Origin of the sequence: Vibrio sp. RM-69-4, from assembly GCF_024743775.1 — a bacterium.
Taxonomy (GTDB): Bacteria; Pseudomonadota; Gammaproteobacteria; order Enterobacterales; family Vibrionaceae; genus Vibrio; species Vibrio anguillarum.
This window is the reverse complement of record NZ_JAMQXI010000017.1, coordinates 124,552-145,038: the sequence shown is the minus strand read 5'-3', so window position 1 is coordinate 145,038 and position 20,487 is coordinate 124,552. Positions and strand designations below refer to the sequence as shown.

Here is a 20,487-nt window from a genome sequence, read left to right as displayed (position 1 = left end):
TTTAATTCTCCTTATTTCATTCTTATATTTGCATTCCATACCTTAATTTACAGGGGATGTATGGATGCTATCCTTATTGACCACTTGCAGTGGGCTGTATGAAACTCCCTCACCACCCTAAATGCAATCGGTTGTTTATACGTTATCGAATTAAAGAAATAATACAATTTTAAATACGCTGTTCTGACTTGTCTGAACCCTTTAGTTTGCTAACTCCTAACCTAGCTCACATTTACAGCTCGGTGTAACATATAAACATAACAATGTATTAACTAATCATTTTTATTCACTTTATTGATGCATTCTTAATTTTATATACACTCTCTTTTTATTAAAAATACAACGAATTTATGACGCTATGTTTACTAGGTTAAAGACATAAATATTAATTACACCAAATAGCTCCATTTTAGTTCTTGAACCGACTGAACAATTCACAACATGCTGGTGTAATAGGGCTATCTCCTGTGCACAAGACTCTGAACATCCGACACCCCGCCCGCTCACGGATAGTTAATCAATACTGCCTTACACATGGAATGTCAAAATATTGGCGACACATTCTCCATGAATAGTATGAATAGTTGAACTTGCTCAAACTCCAGCCAAAAAAAAGGTAGCCCGAAGGCTACCTTTTCGCATTGATCACATTAAAGGCTATTTTTTAGCGTTTTTACGCTTATCGGTAATTTCCCACCGCCCATTATCGTACAACGCCGTCCAACCTGAGGGTTTACCCTCTATCTCAGTGCGTACATAGTGTTCTTTTGACTTACGACTAAAGCGTACAACCGCCGCCACACCATCAGGATCATGTGTAGGCGCATCAGCTAAGTATTGATACTTTGGTGCGAGGCGCTCTTTGAAACGAGCCAATTCTTCAACCAATGGTGCACGTGTCTCACGAGATTTAGGGAAATTGCTCGCCGCAAGAAACAGACCTGAAGCGCCATCACGCAGTACAAAATACGCATCCGAGTTTTCACAAGGCAATTCTGGGAAATGGATAGGATCTTCTTTTGGTGGAGCAACTTCGCCGCTTCTTAAGATCTTACGCGTATTTTTACAGTCATCGCTGGTGCAATCCATGTACTTACCAAAACGACCATTTTTCAGCACCATGTTTGACCCACACTTGTCACACTCGACAACTGGGCCATCATAGCCTTTAACTTTAAACTCACCGAATTCTACAACGTAACCTTCGCAGTTCGGATTGTTCCCGCACACATGCATTTTACGTGTGTCATCGATTAGGTACGCATCCATCGCCGTTTCACAGATAGGACAACGTTTTTTAGCGCGCAGTGCAGCCGTTTCAACATCTTCTTCCAAGACATTGATGACGCCTTCTTCGTCACCTAGGTTAATGGTGGTTTTACAACGCTCTTTAGGCGGCAGTGCATAACCAGAACAACCGAGGAACACCCCAGTAGAGGCTGTACGAATTCCCATTGGACGTGAACATGTCGGACATTGAATGTCGGTCATCACGATGTGGTTGGGTTTCATACCACCTTGTTCTTCATCCAGTTCAGCCGTTTCTAAATCTGAAGTGAAATCTTTAAAGAAATCGTCCAAGACTCCTTTCCAATTTGCAGATCCTGCTGCAATTTGGTCCAGCTTTTCTTCCATTCGCGCGGTGAAGTCATAGTTCATCAAGTCATTGAAACTGTCATCCAGACGATCGGTGACGATTTCACCCATTTTCTCAGCATAAAAACGTCGCTGATCCACTTTCACATAGCCGCGATCTTGAATAGTAGAGATGATAGAAGCATACGTCGATGGTCGGCCTATACCACGCTTTTCAAGCTCTTTTACCAGCGCAGCTTCCGTATAACGTGCCGGTGGCTTAGTGAAATGTTGTTTTGGATCTAACGTTTGCAATAACAACGTTTCGCCCACTTTCACTGGAGGTAAAATTTGGTCTTCATTCTTACCCATTGGACGTTGAACTCGTGTCCAACCATCAAATTTAAGGATGCGACCTTTCGCCTTAAGGGTAAATTCTGCCGCTTTCACGCTCACAGTGGTCGAATCGTATTGAGCTGGCGTCATTTGGCAAGCAACAAACTGATTCCAGATTAGCGCGTATAGCTTATGAGCATCCGCTTCCATACCTTGTAAATCATCGGCTTTAACATCCACACTGGATGGACGAATCGCTTCGTGCGCTTCTTGAGCCCCCTGCTTACTTCCATAAGCTAACGGATTCTCAGGTAAGTAGGCTTGTCCAAACTCACTCCCAATATAGCTGCGAACCGCTTCGACCGCTTCAGCACTTAAGTTGGTTGAATCGGTACGCATATAAGTGATGTAACCCGCCTCATACAAGCGCTGAGCTAGCATCATCGTTTTCTTCACTCCGTAACCCAAGCGAGTACTGGCTGCTTGCTGTAACGTCGAGGTGATAAAAGGAGCGGAAGGTTTACTGCTGGTTGGACGATCTTCACGTTTACACACTTCGTAAGAAGCTTTTTCTAAAATCGAAACCGCTGATTTAGCTTCCGCTTCGTTGACAGGCTTAAACGCTACATCATTTTTTTGCGCGACCAACAGACGGAAATCCGTTTTATCTTGCGTTTTCGTATCAGCATGGATATCCCAGAACTCTTCAGGGACAAACGCGTTAATTTCACGCTCACGCTCAACAAGTAATTTCACCGCCACCGATTGGACGCGACCCGCAGACAAGCCACGCGCCACTTTTTTCCAAAGTAATGGAGAGACCATAAAACCCACCACACGGTCCATGAAACGACGCGCTTGTTGGGCGTTTACACCGTCGATATTCAATTCACCCGGTGTTTGGAAGGCTTGTTGGATTGCATTTTTAGTAATTTCGTTAAATACAACTCGTTTGTATCGCTGTTCATCGCCACCGATGATCTCACGAAGGTGCCAAGCGATGGCCTCTCCTTCGCGGTCCAAATCGGTTGCGAGATAAATGCAGTCGGCATCTTTAGCAAGCTTTTGCAATTCCGCCACTACTTTTTCTTTACCCGGCAAAATTTGGTAATTCGCTTCCCAGCCGTGATAAGGGTCGATGCCCATCTTCTTAATTAACGAACTGCGGTCTTTCTCGCTTTTCAAGCGTGCTTTCTCTTCAGCGCTAAGGTTCTTTGAAGAAGAACTAGGCGTTGCTTTTTTAGCGGTACTTTGACCTGCGGTTGGAAGATCACGAACATGCCCTACGCTCGACTTAACAATAAAATCTTTACCAAGATATTTATTGATCGTTTTAGCCTTGGCTGGCGATTCCACTATAACGAGTGATTTACCCATAATTGACTCAAATGCCCTTAATCATTACGCGAAAGTAAATCGCATGACGTTCTAAATTATTGCTTCTTTTTTTACTATCGAGCCAGTTAACAAGAAGATCAACATGTTTTTTAAAAATAAAATTCAACCACTCAATAATTGGTCAAAATGCAACCAGAGCTCAGTGGCCTATTCTCCGCCAGCTTTCCAACCTAAATTGAGAAGTTTAAAATCGAATCCTGTGGTACTTATGATCTTGACTTTCATTGCTGCAGCACTCTACTAAACGTGCTTTGGCGCTCATACTAAAGTGAGTATTATCAGTTCGCGAAATAAATCCAATGAAATATGCCGTAAGTCACACATTCTCATTGCATAAAAAATCGGCTTTCTTGATTAAGCTTAGACGTGGCTTCTCTCTTTGGTCAAAGCTTGAGAATCCACTCCATCGAATTTTGCGCCGAATTCTATTTGAAATCATTGAAATTACCTACCCTTTTACGGCACTATCCTCGCACATCTACTCATAGGACCGTAAAAGATGAGCAAAAAACAATCTATTACTGAATTTGATTTGCTACTTATTGCAAACCAAATCATTCAAGAACATGACGCTTATATCGTTGGCATGCGCGCCGATAGTGTTGAAGAAAAAGAGGATGTATTAGTTTTTAAAGGCAACTACTTTTTAGACGACAAGGGGCTGCCAACACCTAATACCACTGCGGTATTTAACATGTTCAAGTACCTTGCCTTGCATTTATCAAAGCAATTCACTCTCGTTCAATCGTAATTCTTGATGAAAAAAAGCCTCATTCGAGGCTTTTCATTATTGGGTTTAAAGGCTCAATACCTAGTGGCTTAGTTGCGCAAGCTGTTCAAAATAATCAGGAAACGTTTTCGAAGTACATTTAGGATCATTAATCGTCACTGCGGTATCGCTCAGTGCAACCAGCGAAAAACACATCGCCATTCGATGATCGTCATAAGTGTCGATTGCCGCATGCTGTAATGACGTTGGTGGTGTGATGATAATGTAATCATCCCCTTCCTCAACCTCTGCACCCACTTTACGCAGCTCCGTCGCCATTGCGGCTAAACGATCGGTTTCTTTAACACGCCAATTATATACGTTGCGAATGGCTGTGGTGCCTTTGGCAAATAATGCGGTCGTCGCAATGGTCATAGCCGCATCAGGAATGTGATTAAAATCGAGATCAACCGCATTAAGCTCTCCACGACGAGCGATGACATAATCATTCCCCCATTCGATGACTGCGCCCATTTTTTCTAGCGCATCGGCAAATTGAATATCTCCTTGGATACTGTTTTTACCAATACCAGTAACTTTTACTTCGCCACCTTTGATAGCCGCCGCCGCGAGGAAGTAAGAAGCAGAGGATGCATCTCCTTCCACCAAAAACTGCCCAGGAGAAACATACGATTGCCCAGCTGGGATCACAAATTGAGTGTAGTTATGGTTGATCACTTTTACACCAAACTGCGCCATGATGTGTAACGTGATGTCAATGTAGGGCTTTGAGACCAAGTCACCGACGATGTTGATCGTCATTTCACCATCAGACAGTGGCGCAGCCATTAAAAAGGCGGTCAAAAATTGACTCGAGATTGAACCGTCAATCGCCACAGTTCCAGCTTTAAGGCCGGTTGCCGTAATTTTTAACGGCGGGAAGTCTTCGTTTTCAAGGTACTCAATATCAGCGCCCGCTTCACGTAACGCCGTAACGAGATGACCGATTGGACGCTCTTTCATCCTCGGCTCACCAGTCAAAATGAATTCACCCTGTCCAAGAACTAATGCTGCCGCAAGTGGACGCATTGCCGTCCCTGCATTACCTAAAAACAGCTCAACGGATTGCTCGATGCTAAAAGGCCGACCCAAACCTTTTATCTCACACACCGTTTTGTCGTCTGACAAACGATACTCCACACCAAGTTTTTCTAGTGCGTTGAGCATGTGGCGAATGTCGTCACTGTCTAACAAGTTCGTTAGCTTAGTCGTACCACTTGCCAGAGCGGCAAGCAGTAGCGCTCGGTTTGAGACACTTTTGGAACCGGGTAAATTGACTTGCCCATTAATTTTTTTTATTGGTTGTAACGTGAGGCTTTCCATTCGAGTTGTGTTTCCTTGCATCTTCCAAAGAGCTCCTGTTTGCTCTGGGAAAATGAAAATTCTTCGTACTTGCAGCCTATCTAAAAATAAAAGCGAACTCCAGTACAAATATGGCCTGATAGTAATGATTGGCAAACTATTGAAAAATCCCTACTATCCTCATTCCGTGGCCTTATCTTGATGGTTAACCCAGATCGGATCGAACATGACTATTTACCTTCCTCAACTTGCGCTTGATGATTTCTCTTTTCCTTCCGCTGATGAGGCGCTAGAAGAGCCAAATGGACTGCTCGCGTTTGGTGGGGATTTACAACCAGAACGTATTTATAATGCTTATCGACACGGAATTTTTCCTTGGTATGGCCCACAAGAGCCTATTCTTTGGTGGAGCCCCGCTCCGCGAGCTGTGTTTAACCCACAAACTTTTTCTCCAGCTAAAAGCGTTAAAAAATTCCAGCGAAAACATCAATATAAAATAAGCCTTAACCATGCAACTAAAGAGGTAATTACAAGTTGCGCCAACGTAAGACCCGCAGATCAAACTTGGCTAAATGAAGAGATGCGCAGCGCCTACCTCGCCCTTGCGGCTTCTGGCCTTTGTCATTCGGTTGAGGTGTGGCAGGAAGATAAATTGATCGGCGGGCTCTATGGCATACAAATGGGCCAAATGTTTTGCGGTGAGTCGATGTTTAGTATCAAAGCCAATGCATCAAAAATTGCGCTTTGGTATTTTTGCCAGCATTTTCAATCACACGGTGGACAGTTGATTGATTGTCAGGTGATGAATCCGCATCTGGCATCATTGGGAGCTTTCGAATTAGAGCGCGACGATTTTCTCAAATCCTTGCTATCTTTTAGAGATAGCTCTGTCGATGAGCGCTGCTTTACACCCCAGTGGATCACCTTGCCTAATGAAGGATAACCATGAGCTCAGATTTACAGCAAATACGCATCGGTTTAACCAATAACCACCCTTGTAGCTATTTAAAAGATAGGCAAGAACGTGTCGCTGTGACTTTAGACTCCGCCATGCAATCGCCTGAGAATTATGAAATTCTACTCGCAAATGGTTTTCGACGCAGTGGGGATACCATTTACAAACCTCACTGTGACAATTGCAACTCCTGCCAAGCATTGCGTGTTTTTGTTGACCAAGTCAAGCTATCAACCAGCCAAAAGCGATTACTCAAAAAGGCACACGCTTTTCAGTGGCAGCTGAAACCGACCATGGATTCGGGTTGGTTTGCACTCTATGCCCGCTATATTGAAGCGCGACATAAAGAGGGCAGCATGTACCCTCCCAACGAGCAGGAGTTTGAAACCTTTTCCGCTTGTCGTTGGCTAGATACTCAATACCTGCATATTTATCAAAACGGACAACTGGTCGCGATTGCGGTGACGGATATTTTACAAAACAGTGCCAGCGCCTTTTATACCTTTTATGATCCAGAGTCAGATCTGTCACTCGGAACACTTGGCGTTTTATTTCAACTGCAATATTGCCAAGCCACACAGAAACAATGGTTATATTTGGGTTATCAAATTGATGAATGCCCAGCAATGAACTACAAAGTACGCTTTGAGCGCCATCAAAAGCTAGTAAATCAACGTTGGCAAGGGTAGAATACGCCCCAACTTTACATATTTATCTTTTAGCGGCAGAATGCGTCCGTTAAAAATCGCCAAGTTTCTAAAGAGGATTAAATGGCTAAAGAAGACGTAATTGAGATGCAAGGCACTGTCCTTGATACTCTTCCAAACACAATGTTCCGTGTTGAGCTAGAAAACGGCCACGTAGTAACAGCTCACATCTCTGGTAAAATGCGTAAGAACTACATTCGTATTCTTACTGGTGACAAAGTAACTGTAGAGATGACTCCATACGACCTAACTAAAGGCCGCATCGTCTTCCGTGCTCGTTAATCTCTGATTTTCGAACGCAACAAAAAACGGAGCTAAATGCTCCGTTTTTTGTTACTCATAGAACTGGATTAAATGCAATGCATAGAAGAAAGCACGCCTCAGCGTGCTTTTGTTATTAGGTGATAAGCATCGGGATTACCGATTAGTGAACCGCTTCTTCACGAGAACCAATGTACTTAAACTTAAGCTCTTCGCCATCTAAATCCACTTTCACTGTGCCACCATCGACCAACGAGCCAAACAACAACTCATTCGCTAATGGCTTTTTCAGCTTATCCTGAATCACGCGGCCCATCGGACGAGCGCCCATCTCAATATCGTAGCCTTTCACAGCAAGCCAATGACGAGCATCCTCAGAAACCTCTAACGATACACCTCTCGCATCGAGTTGAGCTTGTAGTTCAACAATAAACTTATCAACCACTTGATGGATTACACGCTCATCCAAACGATTAAACCAGATGATGTTATCTAAACGGTTACGAAATTCGGGTGTGAATACTTTCTTAATCTCTGACATCGCATCAAAACTATTGTCTTGTTGGATAAGACCAATCGATTTTTTCACTGTCTCTGCAACACCTGCGTTGGTTGTCATCACCAAAATGATGTTACGGAAATCCGCTTTTCGTCCATTGTTATCCGTTAAAGTGCCGTTATCCATGACTTGAAGTAACAAGTTAAAAATATCAGGGTGCGCTTTCTCAATCTCATCAAGTAGCACCACTGAATGTGGATGTTTAATCACAGCATCAGTTAGCAAGCCACCTTGGTCATACCCAACATAACCAGGAGGAGCACCAATTAAACGACTCACCGAGTGACGTTCACCATACTCAGACATATCAAAACGCAGCAGCTCAATGCCAAGTAGCTTCGATAACTGCACTGTCACTTCTGTTTTACCCACGCCTGTTGGCCCTGCAAACAAGAATGAGCCCACTGGTTTATTGTCGGCACCTAAGCCAGCGCGTGAGAGTTTGATCGCCTCACTCAATACATCGATAGCGTCATCTTGTCCGAACACCAACATTTTCATTTTTCTATCAAGGTGCTGCAAAATGTCTTTATCGGAAGAAGAGACCGATTTTTCTGGAATACGCGCCATTTTAGCAACCATCGCTTCAATATCGGCCACTCCAACGGTTTTCTTGCGGCGACTTGCAGGTACTAACCTTGAACGTGCTCCCGCTTCATCAATCACATCAATCGCTTTATCTGGCAAATGACGTTCATTGATGTATTTTGCAGAAAGCTCTACGGCCGCACGTAACGCTTTATTGGTGTAACGTACATCATGGTGCGCCTCGTATTTTGTTTTCAGACCCATAAGTATTTTAGTGGTGTCATCCAACGATGGTTCGACCACATCGATTTTTTGAAAACGACGAGCCAGCGCGCGCTCTTTTTCAAAGATGTTGTTGTACTCTTGATAAGTCGTTGAGCCGATGCAGCGCAATTTACCGCTGCTAAGCAGAGGTTTGATTAAGTTAGCCGCATCCACCTGACCACCAGAAGCGGCACCCGCACCGATGATGGTATGAATTTCATCAATAAATAGAATCGCGTCCTGCTCTTTTTCAAGCTGTTTCAAAATGGTTTTAAAACGCTTTTCAAAATCGCCACGATACTTAGTTCCAGCGAGCAATGAGCCAATATCCAGTGAGTAAATAACGCTATTTTGAATGATTTCAGGCACTTGGCCTTCCACAATACGCCACGCTAGCCCTTCCGCAATCGCCGTTTTACCGACTCCCGCTTCTCCCACTAACAGCGGATTATTTTTACGGCGACGACACAACACTTGAATGGTTCGTTCTAGCTCTTTATCACGCCCAATTAGCGGGTCAATCAACCCCTGCTTTGCCAATTGGTTGAGATTGCTGGCAAAGCTTTCCAAACGTTCATCAGAACTGACTTCATCAGCTGATTCGCTGCTAAAAGAGTCGGAAGAGGCTGAATTATCACTTGCGCTGGAAGCTTTAGTGATGCCGTGCGAAATGTAGTTGACGATATCTAAGCGACTGATGTCATTTTTTTTCAGTAGGTAAGCCGCATGTGACTCCTGCTCACTAAAGATTGCAACCAGTACATTCGCTCCTGTGACTTCATTGCGGCCAGAGGATTGCACATGAAATACAGCACGTTGCAGCACACGTTGAAAACTCAATGTAGGTTGCGTTTCACGTGTTTCGTCACTTTCAGGAATAAGAGGTGTGGTTTGATCAATAAAAATATCAAGCTCTTGGCGTAAGGCATCCAAATCCGCTTGGCAGGCTAATAAGGCCTCTCTGGCTGCATCATTTTCTAATAACGCAAGTAGGAGGTGCTCGACGGTCATGAATTCATGTCTTTTGTCTCGCGCTCGAGCGAACGCGCCGTTTAGACTCGACTCTAGTTCTTTATTAAGCATAAGTACCTCCTTAAGGAACCACTTTGTTGCTCCAGCAAGCGACTACGCTTGCTCCATAGTACAAAGCAGTGGATGCTCATTTTCCCTTGAGTACAAAGTAACTTGAGCTACTTTGGTCTCTGCAATCTCAGCACTGAACGTGCCACAAATTGCTTTCCCTTCATAATGCACCTTGAGCATTATCTGTGTTGCTTTGTCGATATCCATCGAGAAAAATCGCTCAAGGATTTCAATCACAAACTCCATCGGCGTGTAGTCATCGTTATTAAGAACTACGTTGTACATCGCTGGTGGTTTAATTGCTGTCTTCTCTTTCTCCAGAAGATCTGAGTCTGGAGTCACCCATTCAAAATGTTTACTCATGATGACCGTATTTAGAGTGCTTCTCTACCTAGTGGAACCGTGTGCCTCTCAGTAACCATTGTGTCGTTGGAATCTATTAATGTTATTAGTGCTACCGACACAGTTGAAAAACAACCCTTACTTAGAGACTAATGCAGCAATTGTATCGCTGCAAATAAAACATTGCTATTCCGAACTATCAACGGCGTAGTTGATTAAAAAGAAAACAAAAGCAACTGCTTTCTTTAACTATTTCATTCTTAACGCCCTATTTAATCGTTACAACAATGTAAACCTGAAAAGTGATTTATTTGCAAATATGTCGAGTATCATACCTTTTGCCTATTGACTGCGCCGAATCATTGACTACATTGGTCAATTAGTGACTAAAAATTTGGCAGCGGCTGAATTGATATTCACATTCGGGTAACGTTTTTAGGATAAGTTTCTCGATAACAACATCAGTAACTAAAATGCAATGAGGGATGTAAAGCATGGCTACAGGTACAGTAAAATGGTTTAACAACGCCAAAGGATTTGGGTTTATTTGTCCAGAAGGTGAGGATACCGATATTTTTGCTCACTATTCAACCATTCAAATGGAAGGCTACCGCACACTCAAAGCGGGCCAACAAGTTTCCTACGAGATTGAACAGGGGCCGAAAGGTTATCACGCTAGCGCTGTTGTTCCAATCGAAGGTCAACTTGCAAAATAATCGCTGCCAAACGTGTATTTGATGAAAAACCCGCCGAACTGGCGGGTTTTTTTATTGCTTAGAGGTGAATAACTGAAGGTTAAGCGCCAATGATCGCGTTCAAGGTTTGGCTTGGACGCATTAGTGCTGATGCTTTTTCAAACACTGGCGCATAGTAACCACCCAAATCACCCGGAGTACCTTGTGCCTGATTCAGCTCAGAGACGATAACCTGTTCATTTTCTTGTAGCTGCTTCGCAATCGGTGCGAATTCCGCCGCTAAATCAGCATCCGCCGTCTGCTCTGCTAAGGCCTCAGCCCAATAGGTTGCAAGATAGTAGTGACTGCCACGGTTATCAAGCTCACCAACTCTGCGCGATGGTGATTTATTGAGATCAAGGAACTTACCTGTGGCTTTATCAAGCGCATCGGCTAGTACTTTCGCTTTCGCATTTCCAGTGACAACACTCAAATGTTCCAAAGACGCCGCCAGCGCCAAAAATTCGCCTAACGAATCCCAACGCAAGTGGTTTTCTTTCTCAACCTGCTGAACGTGTTTTGGCGCAGAGCCACCAGCACCTGTTTCAAACAAGCCACCGCCATTCATCAAGGGAACAATCGACAACATTTTAGCCGAAGTACCGAGCTCAAGAATGGGGAATAGATCCGTGAGGTAATCACGCAGTACGTTACCCGTAACTGAGATGGTATCTTTACCCGCTTTGAGACGCTCAAGTGTGAACAGAGTCGCTTCAACGGGTGATAGGATCTGAATATCTAAGCCAGCCGTATCATGATCAGCAAGGTAGACGTTGACTTTTTTGATCAATTCACGGTCATGCGCACGCTGATCGTCTAACCAGAAAATCGCAGGAACGCCAGTAGCTCTGGCGCGAGTCACGGCCAGTTTCACCCAGTCTTGGATCGGTGCATCTTTCACTTGGCACATGCGGAAAATATCACCAGCTTCAACAGCTTGCTCTAGCAATACTTTGCCGGAGGTATCCACAACACGTACCGAACCCGCTGCATCGAGGATAAAGGTTTTATCGTGCGATCCATATTCTTCAGCTTTTTGCGCCATAAGGCCCACGTTTGGCACACTGCCCATCGTGGTGGGATCAAATGCGCCGTGCTTTTTACAAAAATCAATCACCGCTTGATAAACGCCAGCGTAGCAGCGATCGGGGAGCAGTGCTTTGGTGTCTTGTTGCTTGCCATCTGGCCCCCACATTTGACCAGAAGCGCGCAGCATTGCTGGCATTGACGCATCAACAATGATATCGCTTGGGACATGTAGGTTAGTAATACCTCGGTCAGAATCGACCATAGCAAGCGGTGGCTGCGTGTTATAAACCGCTTGAATCGCGGCTTCAATTTCTTCTTTCTGTGCTTGTGGCAATGCTTGAATTTTCGCGTAAACATCGCCTAGGCCATTGTTGACATCAACACCTAATGAGTCAAACAACGCGCCATACTTCGCAAATACGTCTTTGTAGTACACTTTAACGGCATGGCCGAAAATGACTGGGTCAGACACTTTCATCATGGTTGCTTTCATGTGCAAGGAAAGCAGCACATCTTGCTGTTTCGCTGCTGCGATTTGTTGCTCGAAAAACTCAACTAACGCTTTTTTGCTTAGAACTGAAGCATCGATAATTTCTTTATCAAGCAGCGCAAACTCTTTCTTTAAGACTTTAGTCGAGCCATCATGGCCGACAAACTCAATTTTGACCTTAGTGTCACCTTCAATGGTGACTGACTTTTCTGTTCCATAGAAATCTTTGTCTTGCATGCTGGCAACATGTGAACGGGATTGCGGTGACCATGCGCCCATTGAATGTGGGTTTTTCTTCGCATAATTCTTGACTGATAATGGTGCGCGGCGATCGGAGTTTCCTTCACGTAACACTGGGTTAACCGCACTGCCTTTGATTTTATCGTAAGTCGCTTTAATCGCTTCTTCTTCGTAGGTACTTGGTTCTTCAGGATAATTTGGTAGGTCGTAACCTTTTTCCTGCAACTCTTTAATCGCGGCTTTCAATTGTGGGACCGATGCAGAAACGTTAGGCAGTTTAATAATATTCGCTTCTGGTTTGGTCGCCAGTTCACCTAATTCGGCAAGCGCATCACTTACACGTTGATTTTCTTTTAAATGTTCTGGGAAGCTGGCAAGGATACGCGCAGCCAGTGAAATATCGCGGGTTTCAACGCTAATGCCTGACGAGGCGGTAAAGGATTGGATAATCGGCAATAAAGAATAAGTGGCCAGTGCTGGTGCTTCGTCTGTAATGGTATAAATAATTGTAGGTTTTTCTGTAGGCATGAAAAATTTCCCTATTTGTTCTAGCAGCACCATTGGATGAAACAGCGCTGTGTGATTGTCCGTGTCAAGTGGGTTAGCATCCTCGCGACTTGAACACGATAGCGTCACTCTTTCAAAAACTGAATCGAATGTCGTTGAGCGTTATCCGATTTTAGTCATTGAGTGAAAATACGTATACACCCAAACCCTTTATTGATACTGAATCCAAATAGCATGGGTTGAGTATAATTAAACAAAACTAGGATAATAGTCTATTATCTTGTGCGTCAATCCTGTTTCTGGGCGCGCAAATCATAGCTTAAATCCAAAGTTCAGAAAACTTTCAAACACACTTCATTTACATTTTTGCAAGGTAGTTAACATGTCATCCCGCTTGCGTCGTGATTCTTCATCAGTATCAAAACCCTCTGGCTCTTCTCATTTTAAACGGCGCGATCCACATCAGCGTTCAACCGCCCGCTCCTCTTCATCTGCAGAAGAGGTAAAAAAACGAATATCACTTGCTGATCGAAAAGTCATCATCTTTAATAAGCCTTTTGATACACTAAGCCAGTTTACTGATGGTGATGGGCGCAAAACTCTCGCTGATTTTATTCCCGTAAAAGAGGTGTATGCCGCAGGTCGCTTGGACAGAGACAGCGAAGGTTTGATGGTGCTCACCAATGACGGCATCTTGCAAGCGAGACTAACGCAGCCGCAGTCAAAATTACCAAAAACGTATTGGGTTCAAGTAGAAGGAGAACCCGCTCAAAACGATTTAGATAAATTGCGCCAAGGTGTAGAGCTAAAAGATGGCATGACGCTGCCTGCCAAGGTTGAGATTTTGCAACCGCCTACCTTGTGGGAACGTAATCCACCGGTTCGTTTTCGCGCACAAATCCCAACCACATGGCTTGCGATTACCATTACTGAAGGTAAAAACCGGCAAGTACGACGTATGACTGCGCATATTAGCTTTCCAACACTGCGCTTAGTGCGCTACGCGATGGGCGACATTGTTTTAGGCGATCTACAACCCGGTGAGTGGAAAGAAATTACCCTCTAACACCGTTCTCAAAAAACGGAAGCCTCTTTATTTAAGAGGCTTCACTGTGTTTATTTATGGCGTTCTTTAAGCTTATCAATCACATCACTCAACGCTAATCCTTGGTCTTGCAATAGCACCAATAAGTGATAAATCAAATCAGCAGACTCACACACTAACTCCGCCTTATCGCCCGACGTCGCCGCAAGCGCAACTTCAACGCCCTCTTCGCCCACTTTCTGCGAAATACGCTTTGTTCCACGGGCATAAAGGCTAGCGGTGTAAGAGGAATCAGGGTCGGCACTCTTGCGGGCAGCCAATAGCTGCTCAAGCTGATGAAGCCACACCATTTGAGACTCTTCTTGTGCATCGTTATCCCAACAGGTTGTGGTTCCAGTATGGCACGTTGGCCCAATGGGATTCACTTTGACCAATAAAGTGTCATTATCACAATCGAGCGCCATGTTTTTCAACTGTAACACATGACCAGAGGTCTCTCCTTTGGTCCAAAGGCGCTGTTTGCTGCGAGAAAAGAACGTCACTTGGCCTGTTTGCGCGGTTTTTTGCAACGCATCTTGGTTCATGTAACCCATCATAAGCACTTGACTTGATTGAAAATCTTGCACTATCGCCGGAACAAGGCCATCAACTTTGTTCCAATCAATACGCTCAGAAAGTGCAACCGCACTCGATACTTGAAAACTCATCGTCTTACCTCTACACCTTCTGCTTGTAAATATTGTTTTAATTCGCCGATATTGATGATCTGCTTGTGAAAAACCGATGCCGCCAACGCGCCATCGACATGAGCTTGTTGGTAAGCTTGCGCAAAGTGCTCCATCGTTCCCGCCCCGCCAGAAGCGATAAGTGGCACGCGACACACAGCACGTACCTTCTGGAGTTGCTGTAGATCATAACCATTACGCACGCCGTCTTGGTTCATCATATTCAATACGATTTCACCCGCACCACGTTTTTGTACCTCTTGTACCCAATCGCAAGTTTGCCACTGTGTTGCTTTGGTGCGCGTCTCATCGCCAGTAAATTGATAGACCTGATACTGACCCGTTTCTTGATCGAAGTAAGAGTCAATGCCGACCACAATACATTGCACGCCAAATTTATCCGCCAAGTCAGTAATCAACTGTGGGTTAGCGAGTGCTGGAGAGTTAATGGAGACTTTATCTGCACCAAATTCTAAAATTCGTGCAGCATCTTCGGCAGATTTAATACCGCCCGCGACGCAAAATGGAATATCAATCACTGCCGCGACACGCGCAACCCAACTTTTATCCACCACTCGGCCATCACTCGACGCGGTAATGTCATAAAATACCAACTCATCCGCACCCTCTTCGGCGTAGCGTTTTGCAAGCGGTACGATATCACCAATGATTTCGTGATTGCGAAACTGCACCCCTTTCACTACTTGTCCATCGCGGACATCCAAACAAGGAATTATGCGTTTTGCCAACATTCGAATGCCTCCTGAGCGGTGAACTTACCATCTAATAAGGCACGACCGACAATCACGCCTGCGACGCCACTGCCTGTTAAGGCTTTGATGTCCGCTAAGCTACCGATACCACCTGAGGATTGAAACTGTACTTGTGGGTACTGTTTGCATAAATCGATATACAATTCAACGTTAGAACCGGCTAGTGTGCCATCGCGGGAAATATCAGTGCACAATACGTGCGTCAAACCAACCGTTAGGTAATCATCAATCAAGGCTTCTATCGTTACACCTGAATCTTCTTGCCAACCTGAAATGGCCACTTTACGTGTGCCGTCTTGATCAATGTTGATGTCTAGCGCTAGCACAATTTTTTCGGCGCCATACTTTTCCATCCATCCTTTGACTAATTCAGGCTGTTTTACGGTCGTAGAACCGACAACCACGCGCTGCGCACCCGCATTTAATAAATCCACCACATCTTGCTCACTGCGCACACCGCCACCAATTTGAATCTTGGCAGGGGTACTGGCAAGCAGTTTGGCAATCAGAGCAAGCTGTCGGGCTGAGGTATTTTTTGCACCCGTTAAATCGACAAGGTGCAACCAGTTAGCTCCAGCCTGATGATAGAGGCGAAACTGCTCTGCAGGGTCCACTTTGTATTCGGTAACTTGACCATAATCGCCTTGAAATAAGCGAACCACTTGGCCATCAATTAAATCTAATGCTGGAATAATCATTGCTAATTCCCTTTTATAATTCCAAGAAGTTCTTGATCAGTGCTGAGCCAGCTTTGGATGAGCGCTCTGGGTGAAATTGGACACCATAGTAATTACCGCTTTGCAGCGCCGCGGTGAAAGGCTTACCGTATTCACATTCGGCAATCGTGTATTCACCGACGGGCATGGCGTAGCTATGGACAAAATAGAAATATTCACCCTGCTCAATGCCTTTAAACAGAGGATGGCCTCTTTCGGCATTGACCGTGTTCCAACCCATATGTGGCAGTGGTAAATCGCCTGTATCCATCAGGCGAACCTCACCATCACATAAACCCAAGCATTCAACAATGTCATTAGCTTGATCGTTAGCTTGCTGTCCTTTTTCTTCTGACAGCTGACCTAACAGTTGCATGCCTAAGCAGATGCCGAGCAGTGGCTTTTCAACCTGTTTCACCAAGATGATTAAATCGCGCTGTTGCAGATTTTTCATCGCCTCACTTGCCGTACCGACACCGGGTAAAAACAGCTTATCTGCCGTCAACACCACATCAGGATCTTTTGAAATAGTGACTGGGTAACCCAAGCGTTCGATGGCAAATTTCACCGAAGACACATTAGCGCAGCCTGTATCAATGATGACGACCTTTTGCGGCTGGCTGCTGTTATCACTCATCGCTTCGCGGACTGACGACATTACAGTACTCCTTTGCTGCTAGGTAGTTCATTGCCTTCCACTTTAATGGCTTGGCGCAATGTGCGGCCAAAAGCCTTAAAGAGACTTTCAATAATATGGTGATCATTCTCGCCACTGGATGAGAGGTGTAGCGTACAGGCCAAAGTATCGGTTAATGAACGGAAGAAGTGATATACCATTTCAGTGGAGAGATCGCCCACTTGCTCACGTGTAAAGGTGGCCTCAAATTTCAGATAAGGGCGACCCGATAGATCGAGTGCGCATTGTGCTAAACACTCGTCCATCGGCAACGAAAAACCAAAACGACCAATGCCACGCTTATCGCCTAATGCCTCTTTTAAGGCTTGCCCGAGTGCTAATGCGGTATCTTCAATGGTGTGGTGATCATCAATGTGCAGATCACCATTGACGCTCAACTTCAATTGAAAACCACCATGGGTTGCGATTTGGTCAAGCATGTGGTCAAAAAAACCTAACCCCGTTGTAATCTGATTACCACCCGTTTCATCCAAATTGACCGCAACTTTAATGTCGGTCTCTTTAGTGGTTCTTACCACTTCGGCGCTGCGCGCTTTCACGGTTAAGTCTTTAACTATTTCACGCCATCCCATACTTTTCGGATGATACTGAATACCACGGATCGCCATATTTTCAGCCAGTTGCAGGTCGGTCATTCGATCGCCAATCACCACTGATTGCTGAAAATCGACTTTGCCTCCTTGCAGATACTCTTTAACCATCCCCAGTTTGGGTTTGCGGCAAGAGCAATTATCTTTTTCAAAGTGCGGGCAAATCAGCACATCATCAAAGATCACTCCTTGGGACTGAAAAATGTCCATCATCATCGCATGAGGGGCATCGAAATCCGCTTGAGGATAGCTATCCGTCCCCAGTCCATCTTGGTTGGTGACCATTACCAGCCGATAACCCGCAGCCTGCAAAGCCAGTAGGCTTGGGATCACATACGGCTCTAGTTTCAGTTTGTCTAAACGATCAACTTGGAAATCGACCGGAGGCTCAACAATTAAGGTGCCGTCACGATCAATAAAGAGAATTTTTTGCTGTTTGCTCACTGGAATATCCTTTTCTATTGGCCAGTAACGTCACTTAAACGACTGACTCTTATTCATTTTGGGCTATTTATGGTGCTCGATTACTGATAATAATTGCGAATAAAAGCGAGTGTTTTTTCACACTCTTCGCGATTACCGATACTGATCCTCACGCAATTTTCAATCGGAGAATTGCGTAAAATAATGCCGTGATCCCAAGCGGCTTTAAACAGCGCATCACCATCGGGAAATTTCACTAATAGGTAGTTTCCCCACCCTTCAAACACAGTTAAATTGGGCACCATATACAACCCTGCTTGTAAGTAAGCACGGTTTGCATTGAGATCCAACACTTGGAATTTGGTACGAGCCAGCCCAGCTTCCGATAACGCTTGCACGGCAATGTCGGCTACCGGAATTGGCACGGGATAAGGTGCAATTACCTTCTGTAGCACATCAATCAGCTCTTTATTGGCCAAGGTAAAACCGCAGCGCAAACCTGCAAGCGCAAACGCTTTAGATAAGGTGCGTAAAATCGCCAAATTCGGGTATTGCGCTAATAAATCAACGGTTGAGGCTTCTGGACAGAAATCAATGTAGGCTTCATCCATCACAACAATAGCGCGGTCTTTAGTCATTTCCAGCAAAGCAATAATATCTTGGCGCTTAACCAAATTGCCGGTTGGATTATTAGGACTACAAACGAAGATCAGCTTCACGCTGTCCAAATTGGCACGAATGGCTGACAGGTCGAGCTGCCAATCCGCTGTTAATGGCACAACTTTACGCTCGACACCGAACGTTTCAGCGCTAATCGCGTACATACCATAAGTCGGTGGACAGTATAAAATAGCGTCTTGATTGGGCTCACAAAATGCGCGGATCAAAAGTTCAATCCCTTCATCGGCACCACGTGAGGTCAACACCTGCTCTGGCTGTACCTTGGCATAAGCCGCATACGCATCGATCATAGCTTTGGGTTGGCAATCACTGTAACGGTTCAAACGCACAAAATCGGTTTTGTACTCATTATTGAATGGCGATTCGTTGGCATTGAGCCACACATCACCACTGCCGCCAATACGGCGAGCCGATAAGTAAGGTTTCAGTGCTTGAATTTGCTTACGAGCCAGTTTTTCCATTATTTTTCGCCTTTTGCAATTTTTCGACTCGAATGGTGACCGCACGTTTGTGTGCATCCAATCCTTCAGCTTCTGCCATTGTGACCACGGTTGGCGCTAACCCTTGTAAGCCCTCTGCGCTGAGTTCTTGCACCGTCATGCGCTTACTAAAATCAGCTAAACCAAGGCTAGAATAAGTACGCGTGTAACCGTATGTTGGCAAAACGTGGTTGGTACCCGAAGCGTAGTCACCGGCTGATTCTGGTGACCACTCACCTAAGAAAATTGAGCCAGCGTTATCAAGTAACGGCAACAGCTCACGAGGGTTACGCGTTTGCACAATTAAGTGCTCAGGGCCGTAGTAGTTCGAGATAGAAACCGATTGGGTCAAAGACTCAGCGATGATAATCAAACTAGAAGCCAAGGCTTTTTCTGCAATGGCGGCGCGCGATAAGCTTTTTAGCTGCTTTTGCACTGCATCTGTTACTTGATCGGCAATCACCGCTGAAGGGGTCACTAACACAACTTGTGAATCAGGTCCGTGCTCAGCTTGGCTAAGCAGATCAGCCGCGATGAAATCGGCATCAGCCGTATCATCAGCAATCACCAACACTTCCGAAGGACCCGCTGGCATATCAATCGCTGCACCGCGAAAATCATTGCTCACTTGACGTTTTGCTTCCGTCACGTAGGCATTACCGGGGCCGAAGATTTTGTCTACTTTAGCAACGGATTTAGTCCCATAAGCCATTGCTGCAACCGCTTGACCACCACCAATGTTGTACACCTCATCAATGTTACACAGCTTGGCCACGTAGAGGATTTCGTCCGCAATCGGTGGCGGTGAGCAGAGCACCACTTTACGACACCCTGCAATTTGTGCAGGAACACCCAACATTAATACGGTAGAAGGTAAAGGCGCACTGCCTCCGGGAATGTACAAACCCACCGTATTAATTGGACGCGTGACTTGTTCACACACCACTCCCGGCTGCGTTTCCACTTTGATCGGTTGCAGCTTTTGTGCTTTATGGAACTTAGTAATGTTCTCATAAGCTTGTTGAAGCGCTTGTTTCATCTTGTCAGAAAGACGCTCACACGCCGCATCAATCTCACCACTTGAAACGCGAATTGAATCCGGTTTCACGCGGTCAAATTTTTCAGTTAACTCAATTAACGCTTGGTCACCTTGCGCTTTCACCTGCGCAATCACGGCGCTCACGGCAGCAGTGACATTGGCTCCTTCAGTAATGGCCGGGCGTTCTAAAATTGAATCTTGCTGAGTTTCACTCAACGATTGCCAAACGACAGTTCTCAT

Annotated in this window: 18 protein-coding genes; 6 read left to right on the top strand and 12 right to left on the bottom strand. The window is 45.0% G+C overall.

Going from position 1 to position 20,487, the window contains the following annotated elements; translation table 11 throughout:
• Nucleotides 1-657 precede the first annotated feature (657 nt).
• Nucleotides 658-3,288: a type I DNA topoisomerase gene (gene topA / locus NB504_RS01810; RefSeq protein WP_129532434.1), complete on the bottom strand. Its 2,631-nt coding sequence runs from the start codon at nucleotides 3,286-3,288 to the stop codon at nucleotides 658-660.
• Between the two features lie 520 nt (nucleotides 3,289-3,808).
• Here topA and NB504_RS01805 point away from each other — a divergent pair.
• Nucleotides 3,809-4,060 (top strand): YciN family protein, encoded by a 252-nt coding sequence (locus NB504_RS01805; protein ID WP_115339705.1) that lies wholly within the window; start codon nucleotides 3,809-3,811, stop codon nucleotides 4,058-4,060.
• A 60-nt stretch (nucleotides 4,061-4,120) separates the two neighbouring features.
• Here NB504_RS01805 and aroA read toward each other — a convergent pair whose 3' ends face one another.
• Nucleotides 4,121-5,401 (bottom strand): 3-phosphoshikimate 1-carboxyvinyltransferase, encoded by a 1,281-nt coding sequence (gene aroA / locus NB504_RS01800; RefSeq protein WP_029189739.1) that lies wholly within the window; start codon nucleotides 5,399-5,401, stop codon nucleotides 4,121-4,123.
• A 205-nt stretch (nucleotides 5,402-5,606) separates the two neighbouring features.
• Between aroA and aat the strand changes: the two genes are divergently transcribed.
• The 3 genes from aat to infA all read left to right on the top strand — a co-directional run bounded on the left by aat (nucleotide 5,607) and on the right by infA (nucleotide 7,324).
• Nucleotides 5,607-6,323, top strand: coding sequence for a leucyl/phenylalanyl-tRNA--protein transferase (gene aat, locus NB504_RS01795; RefSeq protein ID WP_094163491.1), 717 nt, complete (start codon nucleotides 5,607-5,609; stop codon nucleotides 6,321-6,323).
• Between the two features lie 2 nt (nucleotides 6,324-6,325).
• The gene (locus NB504_RS01790) at nucleotides 6,326-7,024 is read left to right on the top strand and encodes an arginyltransferase (protein ID WP_013857085.1); all 699 of its coding nucleotides are present in this window, start codon (nucleotides 6,326-6,328) and stop codon (nucleotides 7,022-7,024) included.
• Nucleotides 7,025-7,105: 81 nt separating this feature from the next.
• On the top strand, nucleotides 7,106-7,324 hold the full coding sequence (gene infA, locus NB504_RS01785; protein WP_006075347.1) for a translation initiation factor IF-1: 219 nt from the start codon (nucleotides 7,106-7,108) through the stop codon (nucleotides 7,322-7,324).
• A gap of 142 nt (nucleotides 7,325-7,466) precedes the next feature.
• Here infA and clpA read toward each other — a convergent pair whose 3' ends face one another.
• Both clpA and clpS read right to left on the bottom strand, forming a co-directional pair.
• Nucleotides 7,467-9,737 (bottom strand): ATP-dependent Clp protease ATP-binding subunit ClpA, encoded by a 2,271-nt coding sequence (clpA, locus tag NB504_RS01780; protein WP_258428140.1) that lies wholly within the window; start codon nucleotides 9,735-9,737, stop codon nucleotides 7,467-7,469.
• 42 nt (nucleotides 9,738-9,779) lie between these two features.
• Entirely contained in the window at nucleotides 9,780-10,100 is a 321-nt protein-coding gene (gene clpS, locus NB504_RS01775) for an ATP-dependent Clp protease adapter ClpS (protein ID WP_010319243.1), read from the bottom strand.
• Nucleotides 10,101-10,573: 473 nt separating this feature from the next.
• Between clpS and cspD the strand changes: the two genes are divergently transcribed.
• Nucleotides 10,574-10,795, top strand: coding sequence for a cold shock domain-containing protein CspD (gene cspD, locus NB504_RS01770; RefSeq protein WP_013857087.1), 222 nt, complete (start codon nucleotides 10,574-10,576; stop codon nucleotides 10,793-10,795).
• A gap of 79 nt (nucleotides 10,796-10,874) precedes the next feature.
• Here the strand turns inward: cspD and NB504_RS01765 are convergent, their stop codons facing one another.
• A complete protein-coding gene (locus NB504_RS01765) occupies nucleotides 10,875-13,100 on the bottom strand; it encodes an NADP-dependent isocitrate dehydrogenase (RefSeq protein ID WP_258428139.1) in 2,226 nt (741 codons plus the stop codon).
• 361 nt (nucleotides 13,101-13,461) lie between these two features.
• Between NB504_RS01765 and NB504_RS01760 the strand changes: the two genes are divergently transcribed.
• A complete protein-coding gene (locus NB504_RS01760; protein WP_258428138.1) occupies nucleotides 13,462-14,145 on the top strand; it encodes a pseudouridine synthase in 684 nt (227 codons plus the stop codon).
• Between the two features lie 50 nt (nucleotides 14,146-14,195).
• Here the strand turns inward: NB504_RS01760 and hisIE are convergent, their stop codons facing one another.
• From hisIE to hisD, 7 genes are all read right to left on the bottom strand, one after another.
• Nucleotides 14,196-14,831, bottom strand: a complete 636-nt coding sequence (gene hisIE / locus NB504_RS01755) for a bifunctional phosphoribosyl-AMP cyclohydrolase/phosphoribosyl-ATP diphosphatase HisIE (RefSeq protein ID WP_017043909.1) — start codon at nucleotides 14,829-14,831, stop codon at nucleotides 14,196-14,198.
• A complete protein-coding gene (gene hisF / locus NB504_RS01750; RefSeq protein WP_017044649.1) occupies nucleotides 14,828-15,601 on the bottom strand; it encodes an imidazole glycerol phosphate synthase subunit HisF in 774 nt (257 codons plus the stop codon). Before hisF ends, hisIE begins: the two co-directional genes overlap by 4 nt.
• A complete protein-coding gene (gene hisA, locus NB504_RS01745; RefSeq protein ID WP_258428137.1) occupies nucleotides 15,583-16,320 on the bottom strand; it encodes a 1-(5-phosphoribosyl)-5-[(5-phosphoribosylamino)methylideneamino]imidazole-4-carboxamide isomerase in 738 nt (245 codons plus the stop codon). Before hisA ends, hisF begins: the two co-directional genes overlap by 19 nt.
• A 13-nt stretch (nucleotides 16,321-16,333) precedes the next feature.
• Nucleotides 16,334-16,996 carry an imidazole glycerol phosphate synthase subunit HisH gene (gene hisH / locus NB504_RS01740; protein WP_258428136.1) on the bottom strand — a complete coding sequence of 221 codons (663 nt, stop codon included), beginning with the start codon at nucleotides 16,994-16,996 and terminating at the stop codon, nucleotides 16,334-16,336.
• Entirely contained in the window at nucleotides 16,996-18,069 is a 1,074-nt protein-coding gene (gene hisB / locus NB504_RS01735; RefSeq protein WP_013857094.1) for a bifunctional histidinol-phosphatase/imidazoleglycerol-phosphate dehydratase HisB, read from the bottom strand. The genes hisH and hisB overlap by 1 nt, the downstream gene beginning before the upstream one ends.
• A gap of 80 nt (nucleotides 18,070-18,149) precedes the next feature.
• A complete protein-coding gene (hisC, locus tag NB504_RS01730; protein ID WP_017043905.1) occupies nucleotides 18,150-19,190 on the bottom strand; it encodes a histidinol-phosphate transaminase in 1,041 nt (346 codons plus the stop codon).
• Nucleotides 19,171-20,487, bottom strand: coding sequence for a histidinol dehydrogenase (gene hisD / locus NB504_RS01725; protein WP_258428135.1), 1,317 nt, complete (start codon nucleotides 20,485-20,487; stop codon nucleotides 19,171-19,173). The genes hisC and hisD overlap by 20 nt, the downstream gene beginning before the upstream one ends.

Bases quoted from the DNA above. Each gene is read 5' to 3' on its own strand.
- topA (WP_129532434.1), bottom strand. From the start codon at position 3,288: ATGGGTAAATCACTCGTTATAGTGGAATCGCCAGCCAAGGCTAAAACG.
- NB504_RS01805 (WP_115339705.1), top strand. From the start codon at position 3,809: ATGAGCAAAAAACAATCTATTACTGAATTTGATTTGCTACTTATTGCA.
- aroA (WP_029189739.1), bottom strand. From the start codon at position 5,401: ATGGAAAGCCTCACGTTACAACCAATAAAAAAAATTAATGGGCAAGTC.
- aat (WP_094163491.1), top strand. From the start codon at position 5,607: ATGACTATTTACCTTCCTCAACTTGCGCTTGATGATTTCTCTTTTCCT.
- NB504_RS01790 (WP_013857085.1), top strand. From the start codon at position 6,326: ATGAGCTCAGATTTACAGCAAATACGCATCGGTTTAACCAATAACCAC.
- infA (WP_006075347.1), top strand. From the start codon at position 7,106: ATGGCTAAAGAAGACGTAATTGAGATGCAAGGCACTGTCCTTGATACT.
- clpA (WP_258428140.1), bottom strand. From the start codon at position 9,737: ATGCTTAATAAAGAACTAGAGTCGAGTCTAAACGGCGCGTTCGCTCGA.
- clpS (WP_010319243.1), bottom strand. From the start codon at position 10,100: ATGAGTAAACATTTTGAATGGGTGACTCCAGACTCAGATCTTCTGGAG.
- cspD (WP_013857087.1), top strand. From the start codon at position 10,574: ATGGCTACAGGTACAGTAAAATGGTTTAACAACGCCAAAGGATTTGGG.
- NB504_RS01765 (WP_258428139.1), bottom strand. From the start codon at position 13,100: ATGCCTACAGAAAAACCTACAATTATTTATACCATTACAGACGAAGCA.
- NB504_RS01760 (WP_258428138.1), top strand. From the start codon at position 13,462: ATGTCATCCCGCTTGCGTCGTGATTCTTCATCAGTATCAAAACCCTCT.
- hisIE (WP_017043909.1), bottom strand. From the start codon at position 14,831: ATGAGTTTTCAAGTATCGAGTGCGGTTGCACTTTCTGAGCGTATTGAT.
- hisF (WP_017044649.1), bottom strand. From the start codon at position 15,601: ATGTTGGCAAAACGCATAATTCCTTGTTTGGATGTCCGCGATGGACAA.
- hisA (WP_258428137.1), bottom strand. From the start codon at position 16,320: ATGATTATTCCAGCATTAGATTTAATTGATGGCCAAGTGGTTCGCTTA.
- hisH (WP_258428136.1), bottom strand. From the start codon at position 16,996: ATGTCGTCAGTCCGCGAAGCGATGAGTGATAACAGCAGCCAGCCGCAA.
- hisC (WP_017043905.1), bottom strand. From the start codon at position 19,190: ATGGAAAAACTGGCTCGTAAGCAAATTCAAGCACTGAAACCTTACTTA.
- hisD (WP_258428135.1), bottom strand. From the start codon at position 20,487: ATGAGAACTGTCGTTTGGCAATCGTTGAGTGAAACTCAGCAAGATTCA.